Consider the following 17,614-nt stretch of genomic DNA (forward strand, 5'->3'; position numbering starts at 1 on the left):
GAGGTTATGCTGCCGTTTCTTTAATAAAAGGCACTTTAGGCTTGCGCAAATCAATCACTAAGGTTTCTGAAATTTTATCTTGAATAGCTTGACGATTGGGATCCCAAAAGACCTGTAAAAACCCTGTCAGCCCAGTTGCAAAACCAGCTGCATAACCACCGTAACGGCCGAAACTTTCCCATAGATTTAATGGTGTGTTGTCAAGTTTAATCACTTTCATGCCCATCATTTTTTTCCCCGGTGTTTGTCCTTTCCACCAGGCAGTAAATATACTGAAATAGAACGCTGCCCAACCAAACCCAAGGCCTAATTCTTCCACTAAATTTTCTAACCACTTAATGAAACCTTTAGACTGAGTATATGATTTGTCATTTTTTGAATTGTTTTCCACTGGCTTAATAGGGGATTGTTCTATAGATGAGTGCGCAAATGTTTGTTCAACAGTTGTTTGCTCAGCAGTTACTTGCTCAGGGCTGTTTTTAGTAGTTTGTTTGGTCTCAACAAATTGTTGTAGATGGGTAGTCAACTCCGTTTGTTGTTCAGCACTCAGGTTTTCAGATACTGAGTCTAGATATCCTTCCATAACACCTTCAATAGCATCTCTATCTAATCCAATATCAACGATATCTTGAACAAGTTCTTCGCCTAAAATTTGTAAACAATCATAGGCTTGTTCGCACTCACCTTGGGCAACGTGTTGTTTTATGGCCTTTATCTTGAGCAAATATTTTGCCGTTAAAGCCACTATTGTTATTCCATCCACTGCATTGTCAGTGTTTACTGAAGCATTAGATGAGTTACGAACAGCAGGGTTATCTTCATTAATCATATCAACAATGCCCATAGCCACTACAAATAACAATAATGCGACTAGCAGTCTAAGGAAAATTCGAGCACCGTTGAAACGTTTTTTAGTCTTTAACCTATTGCCAGCTCTAAAAAATGTCCAAGCAGCTACTGCAGCTAAGAATAAACTGCTGACCTGAGTCAGCAGTGCAATAAAAAATAAATCTATTAGTAAGCCAAAACCCCGACGAAATGGCCCCGCCAGAGGTGTGCCCAACAATTCGTCAGCCACAAAAAATGCATATGGGGTGACAATTTGTCGGGTTTCTTCGCGAGTTAAATGCGCCGTTCTATCGATACTACCTGCCAATTCAGACTCTAAACCAGCATCTAATTGACTAGTTTCTAAGGCGGTGTGTTTTTCCATAACCGGTTATTTTATCCACTTCTTTTAGTTAGGCTTTTTATCCCCTCTCCTATTCCATCTAACGTGAGGGGAAACATTCTGTCAGTCATCAGTTCTTTCATTATGCTCACTGAAGCATAATAATTCCAATACTGACTTAACTGTGGATTCAACCATATTGCATGTTCAAAATGATTAAGTAAACGTTGCATCCAAACTGAGCCAGCTTCTTCATTCCAGTGCTCTACACTACCGCCTGGGTAGGTTATTTCATAAGGCCCCATAGTAGCATCACCCACAAAAATAAGTTTATAGTCAGCGCCATATTTGTGAATAACATTAGAAAGAGGTATGACTTCTCTGTCACGCCTTTTATTGTCTTTCCAAACACCTTCGTATACACAATTATGAAAATAAAAGTATTCAAGATGTTTGAATTCGGTATGTACAGCTGAAAATAACTCTTCACATTCTTTAATATGTGCGTCCATCGAGCCACCTACATCAAAAAACATCAACACTTTCACCGCATTGTGACGCTCTTTCACCATATGGATGTCTAAAAACCCAGCATTTTTAGCAGTTGCACCGATAGTAGTAGGGATATCCAACTCTTCAGTAGCCCCTGTTCGGGCAAATTTACGCAGTTTGCGCAGCGCAACCTTAATATTACGGGTGCCTAACTCAACATCACCGGCTAAATTCTTAAACTCTCGTTTATCCCACACTTTAGCGGCAGAAAAATTTCGGTTGCCTTGTTGACCAATCCGCACGCCTTGTGGATTATAACCATTAGCACCGAAAGGTGATGTCCCACCTGTACCAATCCATTTATTGCCTCCTTGATGACGTTTTTCTTGCTCAGCTAAACGTTCTTTCAGGGTTTTCATCAATTCTTCAAGACCACCCAGCGCTTTGATTTGAGCTTTTTCTTCATCGCTGAAATGCCGTTCTAAGGCATTTTTTAACCACTCTTCTGGTATGTCCTTACCAAACAAGTCAATACTTTGTACTCCTTCAAAATAGTCAGCAAATGCACGGTCAAATTTATCAAATTGACTTTCATCTTTAACCATTATCATTTTTGACAAAAAATAAAAATCATCGATACTGGCAAATATGACACCTTTTTCTAATGCGTTCAGCAAGTCTAAAAGCTCTCTTAGACTCACTGATAAGCGGTACTCTCTGAGTTTAAAAAAGAAATCAATTAACATTAACGACGCGCCATAAAGACCAGTTTTTCGAATAGGTGAATATCTTGCTCGTTTTTTAGTAAAGCACCATAAAGGGGTGGAATACTTTGTTTACCATCTTTATTCTGTAATGCCTCAGCCGGGATATCTTCAGCCACTAATAATTTCAACCAATCTAATAATTCTGAGGTAGATGGTTTTTTACGAAGGCCAGGTACATCACGCAGATCAAAAAATGATTGCAAGGCTTGATTCAGTAATATTTTCTTAATCTCTGGAAAATGCACATCTACTATCTGACGCATCTCGTCTGCATCGGGAAATTGAATATAATGAAAAAAACAACGACGTAAAAAAGCGTCAGGTAATTCTTTCTCATTATTCGATGTAATGATCACAATAGGACGTTGTTTAGCTTTGACTAATTGTTGAGTCTCATAAACAAAAAACTCCATTTTATCCAGCTCTAATAACAAATCGTTTGGAAACTCGATATCCGCTTTATCTATTTCATCAATCAATAATATGGTGCGCTTTTCTGCATCAAATGCCTGCCACAACTTACCTTTGACTATATAATTGCCAATGTCGTGCACTTTTTCATCGCCTAACTGCGAATCACGTAAACGAGAAACTGCGTCATATTCATACAATCCTTGTTGGGCTTTAGTCGTAGATTTTATGTGCCACTGGATCAAATTAGCATCTAAACTTTTTGCTAGCTCTTCTGCCAACATAGTTTTACCCGTACCAGGCTCACCTTTAATCAACAACGGTTTTTCTAACGTAATAGCCGCGTTGACAGCAAGTTGCAACTCACGACTAGCAATATATTTTTCTGTACCTTTAAACGCCATGTAAAACCTCAAACCTCATTAACAATTGATTAACCATAAGATATAGCGAAAAAAGCCCTTTAAATGAAGCCTCCTCCCCTTATCTCTAAGTAAGAATATCTTTATGATAAAACAGTTTTACGAGCTATACGTATCAATAATATTTATAGGGTCTATTATTGTTTTGTATATATAAGAAAAAACAGACGCTATCAATAACTAATCTGAGGTGTAACAATCAAGGTTACACGGTAAAAAATATAATATTAAGTAAGGAAATAACTATGCAAGTATACGACGACCATTCACTCGCCATTGGAAAAACACCTTTGGTTAAGCTTAATCGCGTTACAGGCGGCAACGTTTACGCAAAAATTGAATCAAGAAACCCAAGTTTCAGTGTTAAATGCCGTATCGGTGCCAATATGATTTGGGATGCTGAAAAGAAAGGTCTGCTTAAACCAGGTAATGAAATTGTTGAGGCGACTAGCGGGAATACAGGTATAGCCCTAGCGTTTGTTGCGGCATCGAGGGGTTATAAAATCACTTTAACCATGCCTAGTTCAATGAGTTTAGAGCGTCGTAAGTTACTTAAAGCTATGGGTGCAAATTTGGTTTTGACCGAAGCGCCTAAAGGTATGAAAGGTGCAATCGCTGCTGCCAATGAAATTGTTGCTTCTGATCCATCTAAATATATCCCTATGCATCAGTTCGAAAACCCAGCTAATCCTGAAATTCATGAAAAAACCACTGGCCCTGAAATTTGGAATGATACAGACGGTAAAATTGACATTTTTGTTGCTGGCGTAGGCACGGGCGGCACGCTTACTGGTGTCAGTCGTTACATCAAAAATACTCAAGGCAAAGCCATTACCACTGTTGCTGTTGAGCCCACGGACTCGCCGGTCATCACACAAGCCAAAGCAGGTGAAGCACTTACGCCGGGGCCACATAAGATTCAAGGCATAGGTGCAGGTTTTATCCCTGGCAACTTAGACTTAGATATGGTTGATGCTGTTGAACAAGTGAGCAATGAAGATTGTATGGCAATGACACATCGGTTAATGAAAGAAGAAGGCATTTTAGCGGGCATATCTTCTGGCGCAGCAGTAGTCGCAGCCAAACGTTGGGCAGAGAAGCCTGAAAATGCGAACAAAATTATAGTCGTCATTTTGGCCAGTGCATCAGAGCGTTATTTGAGTAGTCCTTTATTTGCAGGTGAGTTTTCTGAATCAGAAAATGTCCAATAATAGTTTGAACTTGTAAAATTAATAAACAATGTTTACATTAACGTTGGTTAAAGAGGGAGGCTAATGCCTCCCTCTTCTTTTGCTAAATCAAAAAACACGATAAGATAAAACGATGAGTGCAGGCTCAACTTTCAAAATGGAATGTACCATGCTAAAAAAAATCATTTTTATCTTAATATTTACCATTCAACTCAGTGCATGTGACAAATCGCCTCCGAAACAAGGTGGTGGCAAATTTGGCATGTTAGATACCGGCAATCCAGAATTCGCTGCAATTGAATTTTTTGAACACATTTATAGTGACAAAGGACTTGAAGGTGCTCTTAAATTAAGCACCCCTAAAATGGAGCGCTTATTACGTTCCTATCACACCAACAAAGGTGCTCAAAAACATGTGCTTAATATGCGTTTCGATAAGGTGAGTATCCAATCTAAGTCACGGAGCGCAGGCAGAAATGAATTTGCTAAAGAGGCACAAATATCGCTGTTTTTTGAGGGTGAATTAGATGGCGATATATTAAAAGATATACGAGTTATCGAACTGGTGAAAATAGGAAACGATTGGAAAGTAGATGATGTCAGCTTGAACTAGTCTACAACCCTTAGTTTGCTGATGAGTTTTCCCTTTAAAAAAGTGAGTAACAAAAAAAGTTTACTCGCAAAACCTTACTCATGTCTTTATCAGGGCTGATTTACATCAATAACAAAAAACTGAAGCTAACTTATCTGATATAAATTAGTTACCATAGCCTTATTCAAAATCCACCCAAATAATATGTTCAATTTACCTGTTCAGACAAAATACAGCCTCGCACCTTTATTGATTCTAATCCTTAGTATTATATTGACTTTGACAGAGCCCATGAGCAGTGATTTATTGGCTTATGACAGAAGTCAGCTTAACGACTTTCAGTGGTGGCGATTGATAACGGGTCATTTCCTGCACACTAACTCCGCACATTTGTTATTAAACACAGCAGGCTTAACGTTATTGTGGGCATTGCATGGCCAGTATTATTACATGTCCCGCTATCTGCTTATATTCATGTTGCTGTGCCTAGGAACATCAGGCGGCTTATATGTGTTTGCCCCACAAATGCAGTGGTATGTAGGTTTATCTGGTGTACTTCATGGCTTGTTTGTCATTGGGGCTTATTTCGATATTCAGAACAAGTTCAAAACTGGATGGATACTGTTAATGGGTGTTTGGCTTAAAGTGATACATGAGCAAATTTTTGGTGCTAGTGAAGATGTAGCCCAGTTAATAGCAGCCAATGTGGCAATTGACGCCCACTTGTTTGGCACAATCACTGGCAGCAGCATCATACTGTATTATTTTGTAGTAAATAGAATTCAAAACAAAAGGGAACAGAATGACTAAATCTATCGAAACGAATGGTCATGTTTATATAAAAATAATGTAACTATTCAGCCTCATGAAAATATATTTTGACGATCCCAGCGATCGTATTGACTGATCCCGCTAGGATGTCAGACTTGCCTTAATATCACTTTAGTTATTAACCAATGAAGATTGACGGCATTGAAATCGACAGTGTGATCGATTCAACAAAAAAGTTGCTTACAGAGGATAAATCAATTTCGCCGGCCTTAAGAGCGGCAATTGAATTGATCATGCTGGTTGTGTCTTTGCTTGCTAATCGATTAGGACTAAATAGCCAAAACAGCAGTAAACCACCCTCCACAGATTTTGATAGAAAGAAGAATTCAAGGACTAAATCTGACAATCCGGCCGGCGGCCAGAAAGGGCGGGAGGGTAAAACGCTGAGCCCGTTCGAAGAGCCCGATGTAGTCAAGGATATTCCCGTAAACAGGGCGCTATTGCCTCCTGGGAAGTATCGTGATGCTGGCGTCCAGTGTCGTCAAGTGGTTGACATAGAAATATCACGCATGGTCACCGAATACAGAGCGCAAATACTGCTCAACGAAACAGGCAAGAAATTCACAGCTGAGTTTCCACAAGGTGTTAACAGTGCTATCCAATATGGCGATGGCATTAAAGCGCACGCGGTTTACCTGTCACAATATCAATTGCTGCCTTATAAACGTATTGAAGAGTATTTTTCCGATCAACTCAATATTCCGATCAGTGCGGGAACCTTGTTTAACTTCAATCAAAAAGCGTCAGATTTAATTGAGCAAACAGGTGCCGCGGATCGGATCAAAGCCGCACTACGAGCATCACCCGTGCTGCATGTTGATGAAACAGGCGTCAACATTAACGGCAAGCGGCGTTGGTTACATTGTGCCTCATCACTTACCTGGACGTATTTCCATGCCCACGATAAACGTGGGAAAGAGGCCATGGATGCGGCCGAGATACTGCCATGCTTTACGGGCATTCTGTGCCATGACCACTGGAAACCTTACTACAAATATATCCTATGTGAACATTCTCTGTGCAATGCCCATCATTTGAGAGAATTGGAAAGAGCGTGGGAGCAAGACAAGCAGAAATGGGCCAATGAAATGCGTGCACTGCTGACCAAGCTTTGTCAGGACGTGAAGGATAATGACGGTAAGTTAACGCCAGAGTCTGCCCGCGTCGCCAGAGAACAGTACCGTGAAATACTCTTTGAGGGTGATAAGGAGTGTCCGCCACCAAATGAGGAGGACCGACCAGCAGGACAACGGGGTCGTTTAAAACGAACCAAAGCGCGCGCCTTGCTTGAACGGCTCAGAGAATTTGAAAATGATGCGCTTAGATTTATCGAAATAAAAGATGTCCCCTTTACTAACAATCAAGGGGAAAACGATATTCGAATGACAAAAGTACATCAAAAAATATCGGGATGTTTCAGAAGTCAAAACGGTGCGGATATGTTTTGTTTGCTTCGCAGTTACATATCCAGTTGTCGCAAGCAAGATGTTTCAGCAAGTGAGGCGTTGCGACTATTGTTCAAGGGCAGGCTTCCTGACATCTTTTCATCTGCGCGACCTGAATAGTTACAAAATAATAAACACTTTCAAGTAAAATTCAGAATCGATTAGGTTAATTACATTTAATTTGTTTTTCGCCAATATAATAAACATTATTCACCGCTACATATACCCCCGAAATAATTGCCGAGCTAGGTATCGTTATAAATGAAAATATTTCGTCTTGCCAAGCATAAAAATTGGCATCGCCGTCATTAAGATTGATGACTTTCAAGGTCTTTTTGTCTGTCGACAATGCACATTTAAAATCCGAACGTTCAGCACTGTGAGGGACCACAATACAACTCGATAATAACGCCACAATTAATACTAATATCTGACATTGATCAGACCCCCACGCTACTTTTTTGAATATTATACAAATGCAGCGAATGGCCTCCAATCAAATTAATGATTTTTGTCCTTAGTTTATCGAATCCATCTAAGTAAGTGCTTGTTTTATCATAGGTTTCTTCAGGCTGAACGAGGTTGATACCCTCGAAGCATTGAAACACCCAGCGCAGTGTGGGGGTAGCAGAGGGTATGTTAATCTGGTTTGGGATGGTTTCATTGGCTTTTTTCATGCTCGCGCGCATGCGTCGTTGCGCGATTGAGTAAACCAATAAAGATAAGGTCATGATCATTAACAATGCGTCGATACGACTAGGCTTTTTGATGAACAAGGATGACACAAAAAACAGTGGGTCTTTTAGGAATCTAAACCCTCTTTCTACCACCGATTGCGCCTTGTAATGATGCAGAATTCCCTCAGGTGATAGCGCTTTTTCGTCGGCATTTGTGGCGAGTATAAAGCATGATTTTTGTTCAATAGCATGTTGAATTGCTTTATCATTTAGCTCAACCACCGCGCTCGTTTGCCATACAATTTGTTTGACTGGTGCATCTTTTTTAGGTCGGCCTTTTCCCTCGTAAACCTTGTGTGCTATGCAGTTAAGCTCAGTCAGTTGGTGATACTTTTGTCGCTTGTTAAGCGCGGCCAACGACTTCAGTGCGTCCTCTTTGCAAGTGAAGCGCTGGGCTTGCAAATGAAATAACTCTTTGTCTAATTTTTCCTTGGCGCGGTCGGCTTGTCTGCCAATCGTTTTTGTTGCACGCTCACCTGCGGCTTTTGAATTGACGACTATCCAGCGCTGTTTAATATCCATGTGCTCTACTTCATTCACTGTGTACTGGTAGTTGTCATCAATAGTCGTCCATTCTTGCGCAGTTAGGGCTTCTGTAATGAGTGTTTTTTCTAGTTTAATAGTGGACGGGATAAGCGTAATAAACGTCAGTTGCGATAAGAACTCAGCATTGTCTTTATGGTAAAGCTTACAGTCAGCGACCAAGTAGTTAGGCTTGGGCGCAGTTTTCACCATCTTGACCAGCGCCTTAGCGCGCTCTTTAAACACTTTTGTATCAGCGCTATTACCATCCCAATTTTTAACGGCCAAGGGTATTCCTCCGTCTTGACTGACAATCATTTCTTGTACAACTTGTTTTAAATCAGGGCGATGCGCTTTGCTATGACCGTGTGTAATTCTGATAACATGCTCGTCACAGCCTTCCTCATCATGCGCATACTCGCCGGTTAACGAATGACTTGTGGTATCAAGGGATTTAAACTGGCAATCTACAGCCTCTATTTCGCAGGCCTGATGCGATACCAAGGAAAACAGACTTTCACAACCAAAGTCATAACATTGGTCCAGTGTTCGGCCTAGTTTATGGCGATTAAAGTGAGATGCCTCAACGCCTTCACGAAATAGATGCTCCATCGGGAGATTGGCAAAAAACTGAGGGCTAAGCGTCAAAGGGCGATTACAAAACCCCAGGCCATTCATTATCATGCCCTTTATCGCCTCGCCCGGGCTAATTTCTTGAAGATCATCTTGCGGCAAATGCTTATCTAACAAAGGCACCATGTTTAAGTCGTCGATAACGCCAGCAACAATGCCATGGTGGTCTAACCGTTTGATTTTCATTGTGATTTCACCCTCAAAAGTTGAGGTGATATTGTACTAAACCCGCGATCTTGTGGGAAATATTATAAATAGAAATTATTCAATTTGGTCTGATCAATGTCAGTAATATGTACTTATTAATGATATTCATTTTTATCCTTAGACAGATATGTCACAACCAAAATGATTAAGTTTTTACTCGTGACATTTCTAAGCATGGGTTTATAAATTAGTTTCAAACAATTTATAGATCCTACGATATTCATCCAGCCAAGAGCTAGGTTGCACAAAACCATGTGATTCCACTGGATAAATTGCGGTTTCAAAATCCTGTTTTTCTAATTCAATCAAACGTTGAACTAGTCTCACTACATCTACAAAGAAAACGTTACTGTCTATCATGGGTGCATTGATAAGCAATGGATTTTCTAGTCCTTCAGCGAAATAGATAGGTGAACTTCTTTCGTAGGCAATAGGGTCAACATCAGGTGTATTGAGTATGTTTGACGTGTAACCGTGATTGTAGTGAGCCCAATCGCTGACGGGTCTTAATGCTGCGCCCGCTTGGAATAAATCTGGAGAATTAAACAATGCCATAAACGTCATAAATCCCCCATAAGAACCACCATAAGTCCCAACCCTTTTTGCGTCTACATCGAGGTTTTCAACCAACCAGTCAACACCATCTTCTAAGTCTTGAATTTCTGGGGTGCCCATTTGGCGATAAATAGCCGTGCGCCAATCTCTGCCATAACCTGCCGATGCCCGATAATCCATGTCAAGTACCACATAACCTTGTTGTACTAACAGATTGTGAAACATAAATTCTCTGAAATAGCCCGACCATCCAAGATGAGAATTTTGTAAATAGCCTGCGCCATGATTAAACACTACAGCTTTATACTTTTGACCGGCTTGCATATCTCTGGGGGTATACACCCGCGAATAGATGGGATGCTCTGTATGGGAAGATTTAATAGGCACTATATCGGGGGCAAGCCAGTTTATATCTAGAAATGCCTGACTGCTGGTTTGAGTAAGCTGCATAGCTGATTGCTTAGCAACAGATTGCCAATATAGCTCTGGAGGCCGAACTAAGCTGGAATGCGTCAATAATAACGACTGTTCATCTGGGCTTAATTGATAATCGGTCATGCCATTAAGATGGGTTATTTCTTGTAGGGTATTGTCAGCTAAAGCAACACGGTATATCTCGTATATGCCCGGATGTTTTTTGTTTCCCTTAAAATACATAAATTGATCGTCTGAAGTTAACGTCAAAGAGTCCACTTCAAATTTTCCAGATGTTACAGCTCTAGCTTGACCATTTAAAGGTTTAAGATAAAGGTGTGAATAGCCTGTTTCCTCAGACAAATAGTACAAATCAGTACTTGTATTTAACCAGCCAAAGCTATTGAACTTATAATTAACCCAAGCATTATCATGTAACCTGTGTTGATTGATTAAGATTGCGTTATCAGTATCAATGGTAGCAAGCCATCTGTCTTTGTTGTCCCACGCTTCCAGCATAATGGCGACATTTTCACCATCGCTATGCCATTGAATCGCCCCTTGCGACCAATACCAATCCTGCATAAGGCTAATGTCTCTAGGCAAGCGATTGGCTATATAATTTTCACCCTTAGCTGCTGCGTTCTCCCGCTTCACTGTTTCCAATACGTCTTCGTTATATCCAGGCAAGCTGTTATAACTGATTTTTCGTTTCGACCTAGCATCGAGGTTGAGTAACCAAATATTGTGTTTCACTGGTTGGGCATCTGCTACCCTGCGGCGCACATTGTCGGTAGTTATTCTTCCGTCTTCATTAATATAGTTAGGCATAATATCACCATCATCACGCCAACTAGACTCTTCTTGTTCAACCAACACTAACCATTTACCGTTAGGCGATAAACTCGCTTCTACGGTTTCATTATCTTCTGGAAAATAAAAATCAGCAGGGGCAAGGGTATTATTTTGTAGTGCAAGCTGTTGTTCTCTTTTAAAACGTAATTCTTTTTGCTGACGTTTTAAAGCCACTACTTCAATTAACTGTTGTTGTTGTTCGGCAATATAATCTTCAGGCTCATCTAATGCCTTGGGTTCATCGGCAAATTGCCATGAGACTAGTTGCTCATAAAGACCATCCTCTGGATGTATGGCATAGATTGCATCACCACTTTGAAAACTTAGACGCCCATCATTTAGAAACACTAAGTTGTATGGCTGTTTATTGTCTTTGGTTAGCTGCTTTAATTGATTATTAGCAAGGTTTTTAACAAAAACATTGCCTTCAAACACCCATGCGGTCATTTGTTTATTTTGACTAACGATCCTTTTTTCATAGGCATGTAAGTGCAATGCACTTAATTCTATTTTATTGCCATTGCCTTGCTCATTTATCGATTTAGTCCATAAGTCAGATAAGGGAGAACCTAGCTGCTTTTGTTTATAAAACACAGCTTCACTATCATCAGCCCAATACGCTGAAGTAGGTTGTCGGCCCATCCAGTCGGGATCAGCCATTATTTGTTCTAGGGTTAACCGCTTAGACTGAATGTTAGTTGGGAGCGGCTGAACTGCTTTGATTACCTTAGGCGGTGCAGCATTATCTTTACTAACAATAGGAACATCAGATTGGGTTGCCGAACAGGCAAATAGGAAAGTGGTAACACTGGCTAATAATAAGCCTTTTTTATTGAGTTTAAACATGCAGTAAGCCTTAGACAATATTAAAATAAACGCCAACGCTATTAAAGCGCATTTAGGGGGCATTTGGCAAAACAATAAATAAAAATTGTATATATTTTAGTGCCTTACGTTACGGAACATTTACACTAACAAAAACCAGATAGGATTTACTTTTATGTAAGAAGTCCCTTTAACATTTGGCAATAATGGTTATAAGCGGTTGCATTAAAGGCCTTTGAATCCTTATTCATAAATCCATGGTGATAGGCATTTTGTTCCCCATTAAGCTCTGGAAGCTCTGGTTGTTGTTTAAGCACCTTAATAACATCTGGAAGTGAAAAATTAGATTCTGACTCAGGGAAGATAATATGGCATGGGCAACTGGGGTGTTTATTTAAAAAGTGACGAATTTGGCGAGGATAAAACAAAGTAAGCTGAGGCGCCTCTTTCACACTAGCAGAAATAAAAACGGCAACTTTACAGTTACCGTCTAAAAAATTTATTCTATACCAAATGCCTAACTTAAAAAACCGCCATCAACCACAACAGTAGTGCCCGTAGTGTAACTTGAAGCATCAGAGACAAGGTACAAAACAGTACCCGCCATCTCATCGGGTTGTGCGGTTCTTCCTAGTGGAATTTGCATCAAGGCGGTTTTTAAGATTTTTTCATTGCTGGTTAAAGCTGAGGCAAATTTGGTTTCGGTTAATCCCGGTAATAAGGCATTAACACGAATATTCAACGAGCCACACTCTTTAGCAAAGGCTTTCGTCATACTAATAACCGCGGCTTTAGTAATGGAGTATATACCCTGCCCCATACCTGGAGAAATGCCATTGATTGAAGCGGTATTTAAAATTACGCCACCGCCCTGCTGTTTCATCATTTTACCGGCCGCGGTGGACATAAAGAAATACCCACGAATATTTACATCTACGGTTTTATCAAATGCCGCTAAATCAGTATCTAGAATATGCCCAAAGTAGGGGTTTGCCGCAGCGTTATTTACTAAAATATCCAAACGTCCATATTTCTCTTTGATTTGTTCGAAGACATTGTCAATCTGTGCCATTTCACCTACATGACAAGCCATAGCCACCGCATCACCACCGTCGTCACGAATACTTTGTGCTACGGCTTCGCAACCGTCAATCTTACGGCTAGAAACGATCACTCGTGCACCGTAAGCTGCAAGTAATCGTGCTATAGACTCACCGATACCACGACTTGCACCTGTTACTAATGCGACTCTGCCGTTTAAATCAAAAATATCTTTTTTCATAAAATGTCTCTCAATCTGAATACGTCACTGAATTGTTATTATTAATCCGCTTCAACTTTAAGGACTAACTTACCCATGTTTTCGCCGTTGAATAACATTAATAATGTTTCTGGGAAATGCTCAATACCTTTAACAACATGTTCTTTTGCGACTAATTTTCCCTCTGCAATCCAACCTGCCATTTCAGCTGCAGCTTTAGAATAATTTGCGACATTATCAAATACCACAATACCTTCCATTCTGGCTCTATTTACCAGTAACGTAAGATAGTTAGATGGCCCTTTTACAGCAGTTGTATTGTTATATTGACTAATAGCGCCACAGATCACGATACGTGCCTTCATACGTATTTGAGTTAATACATCATCAAGTATCTCACCGCCAACATTGTCGAAATACACGTCAACGCCTTTTGGACAAGCTACTCGTAGCGACTTTTTCACGTTTTCATTTTTATAATCAATGGCTGCATCAAAACCTAACTCATCCACAAGGTAGGCACATTTTTCAGGACCCCCAGCAATCCCTACTACTTTGCAGCCTTTTATCTTAGCTATTTGACCTACCACTGAGCCTACTGCTCCAGCGGCACCGGACACCACTACTGTCTCGCCAGCTTTAGGTAAACCCGTATCCAATAAACCAAAATAAGCGGTCATTCCAGGCATACCTAATACACCTAAGTATCGCTCTAATGGTGCTAAGCTTGGATCAATTTTGTGTAGTCCTTCGATACCCACTACGGCATACTTTTGCACGCCACAATGCCCATACACATAATCACCTTCAGAAAATTGGCTGCTGGTAGACTTAAGAACTTTACCTACAGTGCCGGCACGCATTACGGCGCCAATTTGCACGGGTTCAATATAGGATTTACCGTCATTCATCCAGCCACGCATGGCAGGATCTAATGAAATATATTCCACTTGGACCAATACCTGATTGTCGGCTAATTCTGCAACGTCGGTTTCGACAAAGTCCCAGTTTTTGCTAGTGGGTATACCAACAGGTCGTGATGCTAATAAAAATTGTATATTTTTCATAATTCCTCATTATTTAATTTTCAAGGTGAAGACCAATGGATTAAAACCATTCAGCTTGCATTTCACTGCAGCTATCATCCATATCATTTAACAATGCAATATCTCTTTGTACTGCAGGTAACTCCCAGCGAACAAAATACTTAGCCGCTTGAACTTTACCTAAATAAAATGCCTCATCCTGCGCAGATAAGTTTCCTGCCGCCAATGCATTCTCAGCTACATTTGCTTGACGTATCCACAACCAACTCATCACGACTTGGCCAAATATATTCATAAAGCAGGTTGCGTTAGCTAACAAAATGGGTTGTTTTTCAGACTTTAGGTGTTGCCCAAGCAAAGGTAACAAGGAATGCATTTGTTTTAGATAGGGCAATAAATTTTCAATCAATTTCTGACTTTGTTCACCTGTCACCTTGGCAAAATCGCTTTCCATTCTTTGTTGTAATAATTTCAGCCCTGAACCGTTAGCTTGCCAAAGTTTACGAGTTAATAAATCTAATGCTTGAATACCGTTAGTTCCCTCGTGGATTGGATTAAGCCTATTATCACGCCAACATTGTTCAACCGGGTATTCACGGGTATATCCGGCCCCTCCTAGAACTTGAATCGCCAAGTCATTAGCTTTTGGTCCGAACTCTGAGGGCCATGCTTTAACTATAGGCGTCAATAAATCCAACAATTCTGAAGCCTGTCTTTTATCATGATCTGAATTGAGCGTATGTGAATCATCAACTAAACGCGCAGCGTAAAAGCACAGTGCCATGCCCCCTTCGACATAAGATTTTTGTGCCAACAACATTCGTTTCACATCGCCATGTTGAATGATAGTGGCAGGTTTATCGGTAGGTTTGTTATTCGGTGCAACACGTCCTTGGGTGCGTTCTTTGGCATACTCTAATGAATATTGGTAACCACTATAACCTATCATTGCAGCGCCAAAACCTACGCCTAAACGAGCTTCATTCATCATTAAAAACATGTAACGTAAACCTTGATGCTCTTCGCCTATCAAGTATCCGTGACAATCTTCTTTCTCACCAAAACTGAGAGCGGTAGAGGTGGTACCTCTATATCCCATTTTATGGATCAGCCCCGCCAAAGCGACGTCATTTTTCTCAGCTGGGTTTCCAGTTGCATCGAGGCGGAATTTAGGCACCACAAATAGTGAAATACCTTTAACACCGGCCGGTGCACCTTTGATTTTAGCTAAAACTAAATGCACTATGTTGTCAGACAATTCATGATCGCCACCCGAGATATAAATTTTATTGCCCTTGAGCCGATAGTTTCCGTCTTGGTGTTTAATTGCAGTGGTATGAATATCAGCTAAGGACGAGCCTGCGTGTGGCTCTGTCAGAGCCATAGTGCCAGTAAATTCCCCGGCTAACATTTTCGGCATAAAGGCATCTTTAAGTTGCTGTGAGGCAAAGTTGCGTATTACGTTTGCAGCAGCCATAGTCAAAAATGGATAACCGGTACTTGAGGGGTTAGCTGCCATGAAATACCCGGCACAAGCTGTCATGATTGTTTCTGGTAATTGCATACCGCCTTCATCGAAGTCAAATCGGCCTGCAATTAAGCCTGATTCAACATAGGCGTCAAAAGCTTCTTTTACCTCAGCTATCATATGCACTTTTTGACCATCAAAAGTTGGCTCGTTAGCGTCACCTTTTGCATTGTGAGTAGCAAACTTTTCTGTGGCAATTTTATTTGCGATATCCAGCACCGCATCAAATGTTTCGCGATTGTGTTCGATAAATCTTTTTCGCTCACAAAGGTTTTCTGTATCTAGTACTTCGTATAATTGAAACGCTAATTCTTTGCGTTTGACCAGTTCGTTGTTCATATCCTTCTACCTTAACAAGTGATTCTAGATAAAGACTGTAGATGTTCTAAATGATGGAGATAGATTGACAAAAATATGCCTTCGCTATTATTGTCATATATGACATATTAATGGTCATTTATGACAGATATAACGAGCTGTTATTTATGACCAATCACCTAAGTTATTATAGAGTGAACCCTAGTGTTTAAAGTAACCATACTTGGCTTTGATCAGGCATATGCGAGTGCCATTACTGGTGCTCTGGACTTGTTTGCATTAGCTGGAGTAACTTGGCAGCGTATGCAAGGTCAGCAACCAACGCCTTTTTTTGAGGTACAAATTGCCTCGATAAAAAAACGACCTGTTCGTTGTATTAATCAATTGGTGATCAATACCCATATAGCGATTGAAGATGTCGTACACACCGATTTATTGTTGATACCCACTATCGGCGGTGAACTCATTAACGTCATTAAGAACAACCAGTGCTTATTGCCACATATTCAAAAACACTTTGCTAACCAATCAGATATTGCTAGCAATTGCAGTGGTGCATTTTTATTAGCAGAAGCGGGGTTGTTAGATGGAAAAGAAGCCACTACTCACTGGGGTTATGCCAGTCTATTTAAATCCCGCTATCCTCAGGTAAATTTATGTGCAGAAAAAATGATCACCTCTGCACAAAACATCTATTGTTCTGGCGGTGGTATGGCTTGGTTTGATTTAGCCCTGTTGTTGATTGAGCGCTATTGCGGCCATGATGTTGCAACAACGACGGCTAAGGCACATGTAATTGATATTTATCGGGGCGAACAGGTAGCTTATGCCAATATTCTCACTAAGAAATTTCATCAAGACCCTGATGTATTAATTGTCCAAGAATGGCTTGAGGCAAACTACAGTAATAGGATTGCGGTAAGTGATTTACCTTTATTGGTTAACCTTACCCTCAGAACATTTAATCGTCGATTCAAACAGGCGACTGAACAAAACCCGTTAGAATATTTACAAACATTACGTATTGAAGCCGCTAAGAAACAACTTGAAACAACTCACGACAGCATCGAACGAATAGTCACCCAAGTAGGTTATGACGACCTGAGTTCATTTACTCGTTTATTTAAAAAACATACTGGATTATCTCCTAGCCAGTACGCAAAAAAATTCAAACGTTAAGACTAAAATTTTTATTTAAAATTACTTTGCACATTTTTTGCACTAAACTAAATTCGACTTAGACTGATTGTCATAATTTATGATTAAAATAAACATAAAAGTAAGTGCATAATGAAAATTTGGCCATATAATACATACTTATCAGTAAGTTAAATCATCATATTAACATTTAGTACAATTTATTGATTGCACCAAAAACCAACACAAATGCTC

General features: G+C 40.2%; 14 protein-coding genes. 5 read left to right on the forward strand and 9 right to left on the reverse strand.

Annotated features, from left to right (window positions below):
• Positions 1-4: 4 nt before the first annotated feature.
• The 3 genes from CXF95_RS10630 to CXF95_RS10640 are packed head-to-tail and all read right to left on the reverse strand — an operon-like array spanning position 5 to position 3,245.
• The gene (locus CXF95_RS10630) at positions 5-1,213 is read right to left on the reverse strand and encodes an RDD family protein (RefSeq protein WP_101198629.1); all 1,209 of its coding nucleotides are present in this window, start codon (positions 1,211-1,213) and stop codon (positions 5-7) included.
• A gap of 11 nt (positions 1,214-1,224) precedes the next feature.
• Positions 1,225-2,409 carry a VWA domain-containing protein gene (locus CXF95_RS10635; protein WP_101198630.1) on the reverse strand — a complete coding sequence of 395 codons (1,185 nt, stop codon included), beginning with the start codon at positions 2,407-2,409 and terminating at the stop codon, positions 1,225-1,227.
• Positions 2,409-3,245, reverse strand: a complete 837-nt coding sequence (locus tag CXF95_RS10640) for a MoxR family ATPase (RefSeq protein WP_101198631.1) — start codon at positions 3,243-3,245, stop codon at positions 2,409-2,411. The genes CXF95_RS10635 and CXF95_RS10640 overlap by 1 nt, the downstream gene beginning before the upstream one ends.
• 263 nt (positions 3,246-3,508) lie before the next feature.
• Here CXF95_RS10640 and cysK point away from each other — a divergent pair, with 263 nt between their 5' ends.
• From cysK to CXF95_RS10660, 4 genes are all read left to right on the forward strand, one after another.
• Complete coding sequence (cysK, locus tag CXF95_RS10645; RefSeq protein WP_101198633.1) at positions 3,509-4,474, forward strand: cysteine synthase A; 966 nt, start codon at positions 3,509-3,511, stop codon at positions 4,472-4,474.
• 148 nt (positions 4,475-4,622) lie between these two features.
• Complete coding sequence (locus tag CXF95_RS10650) at positions 4,623-5,066, forward strand: hypothetical protein (RefSeq protein WP_101198779.1); 444 nt, start codon at positions 4,623-4,625, stop codon at positions 5,064-5,066.
• A gap of 183 nt (positions 5,067-5,249) precedes the next feature.
• Positions 5,250-5,855: a rhombosortase gene (gene rrtA / locus CXF95_RS10655; RefSeq protein ID WP_101198634.1), complete on the forward strand. Its 606-nt coding sequence runs from the start codon at positions 5,250-5,252 to the stop codon at positions 5,853-5,855.
• 146 nt (positions 5,856-6,001) lie between these two features.
• Complete coding sequence (locus CXF95_RS10660) at positions 6,002-7,441, forward strand: IS66 family transposase (RefSeq protein WP_101197042.1); 1,440 nt, start codon at positions 6,002-6,004, stop codon at positions 7,439-7,441.
• A 46-nt stretch (positions 7,442-7,487) separates the two neighbouring features.
• Here the strand turns inward: CXF95_RS10660 and CXF95_RS10665 are convergent, their stop codons facing one another.
• From CXF95_RS10665 to CXF95_RS10690, 6 genes are all read right to left on the reverse strand, one after another.
• Positions 7,488-7,736, reverse strand: a complete 249-nt coding sequence (locus tag CXF95_RS10665; RefSeq protein ID WP_101198635.1) for a hypothetical protein — start codon at positions 7,734-7,736, stop codon at positions 7,488-7,490.
• Positions 7,737-7,761: 25 nt separating this feature from the next.
• Positions 7,762-9,399 carry an IS1634 family transposase gene (locus tag CXF95_RS10670; RefSeq protein ID WP_101197715.1) on the reverse strand — a complete coding sequence of 546 codons (1,638 nt, stop codon included), beginning with the start codon at positions 9,397-9,399 and terminating at the stop codon, positions 7,762-7,764.
• A gap of 201 nt (positions 9,400-9,600) precedes the next feature.
• Positions 9,601-12,090, reverse strand: a complete 2,490-nt coding sequence (locus CXF95_RS10675; RefSeq protein WP_101198636.1) for a prolyl oligopeptidase family serine peptidase — start codon at positions 12,088-12,090, stop codon at positions 9,601-9,603.
• A gap of 496 nt (positions 12,091-12,586) precedes the next feature.
• A complete protein-coding gene (locus CXF95_RS10680; protein WP_101198638.1) occupies positions 12,587-13,351 on the reverse strand; it encodes an SDR family oxidoreductase in 765 nt (254 codons plus the stop codon).
• A 41-nt stretch (positions 13,352-13,392) separates the two neighbouring features.
• Positions 13,393-14,397, reverse strand: a complete 1,005-nt coding sequence (locus CXF95_RS10685) for an NADP-dependent oxidoreductase (RefSeq protein ID WP_101198639.1) — start codon at positions 14,395-14,397, stop codon at positions 13,393-13,395.
• A 40-nt stretch (positions 14,398-14,437) separates the two neighbouring features.
• Complete coding sequence (locus tag CXF95_RS10690; RefSeq protein WP_101198641.1) at positions 14,438-16,243, reverse strand: acyl-CoA dehydrogenase; 1,806 nt, start codon at positions 16,241-16,243, stop codon at positions 14,438-14,440.
• 183 nt (positions 16,244-16,426) lie between these two features.
• Between CXF95_RS10690 and CXF95_RS10695 the strand changes: the two genes are divergently transcribed.
• Entirely contained in the window at positions 16,427-17,401 is a 975-nt protein-coding gene (locus CXF95_RS10695; protein WP_101198642.1) for a GlxA family transcriptional regulator, read from the forward strand.
• Positions 17,402-17,614 lie beyond the last annotated feature (213 nt).

It is taken from the genome of Paraglaciecola sp. MB-3u-78 (genome assembly GCF_002835935.1).
Classification (GTDB): Bacteria; Pseudomonadota; Gammaproteobacteria; order Enterobacterales; family Alteromonadaceae; genus Paraglaciecola.

Coding starts and splice junctions, on each gene's coding strand:
- CXF95_RS10685 (WP_101198639.1), bottom strand. CDS start 14,397: ATGAAAAATATACAATTTTTATTAGCATCACGACCTGTTGGTATACCC.
- CXF95_RS10670 (WP_101197715.1), bottom strand. CDS start 9,399: ATGAAAATCAAACGGTTAGACCACCATGGCATTGTTGCTGGCGTTATC.
- CXF95_RS10675 (WP_101198636.1), bottom strand. CDS start 12,090: ATGTTTAAACTCAATAAAAAAGGCTTATTATTAGCCAGTGTTACCACT.
- cysK (WP_101198633.1), top strand. CDS start 3,509: ATGCAAGTATACGACGACCATTCACTCGCCATTGGAAAAACACCTTTG.
- CXF95_RS10690 (WP_101198641.1), bottom strand. CDS start 16,243: ATGAACAACGAACTGGTCAAACGCAAAGAATTAGCGTTTCAATTATAC.
- CXF95_RS10680 (WP_101198638.1), bottom strand. CDS start 13,351: ATGAAAAAAGATATTTTTGATTTAAACGGCAGAGTCGCATTAGTAACA.
- CXF95_RS10635 (WP_101198630.1), bottom strand. CDS start 2,409: ATGTTAATTGATTTCTTTTTTAAACTCAGAGAGTACCGCTTATCAGTG.
- rrtA (WP_101198634.1), top strand. CDS start 5,250: ATGTTCAATTTACCTGTTCAGACAAAATACAGCCTCGCACCTTTATTG.
- CXF95_RS10630 (WP_101198629.1), bottom strand. CDS start 1,213: ATGGAAAAACACACCGCCTTAGAAACTAGTCAATTAGATGCTGGTTTA.
- CXF95_RS10650 (WP_101198779.1), top strand. CDS start 4,623: ATGCTAAAAAAAATCATTTTTATCTTAATATTTACCATTCAACTCAGT.
- CXF95_RS10640 (WP_101198631.1), bottom strand. CDS start 3,245: ATGGCGTTTAAAGGTACAGAAAAATATATTGCTAGTCGTGAGTTGCAA.
- CXF95_RS10660 (WP_101197042.1), top strand. CDS start 6,002: ATGAAGATTGACGGCATTGAAATCGACAGTGTGATCGATTCAACAAAA.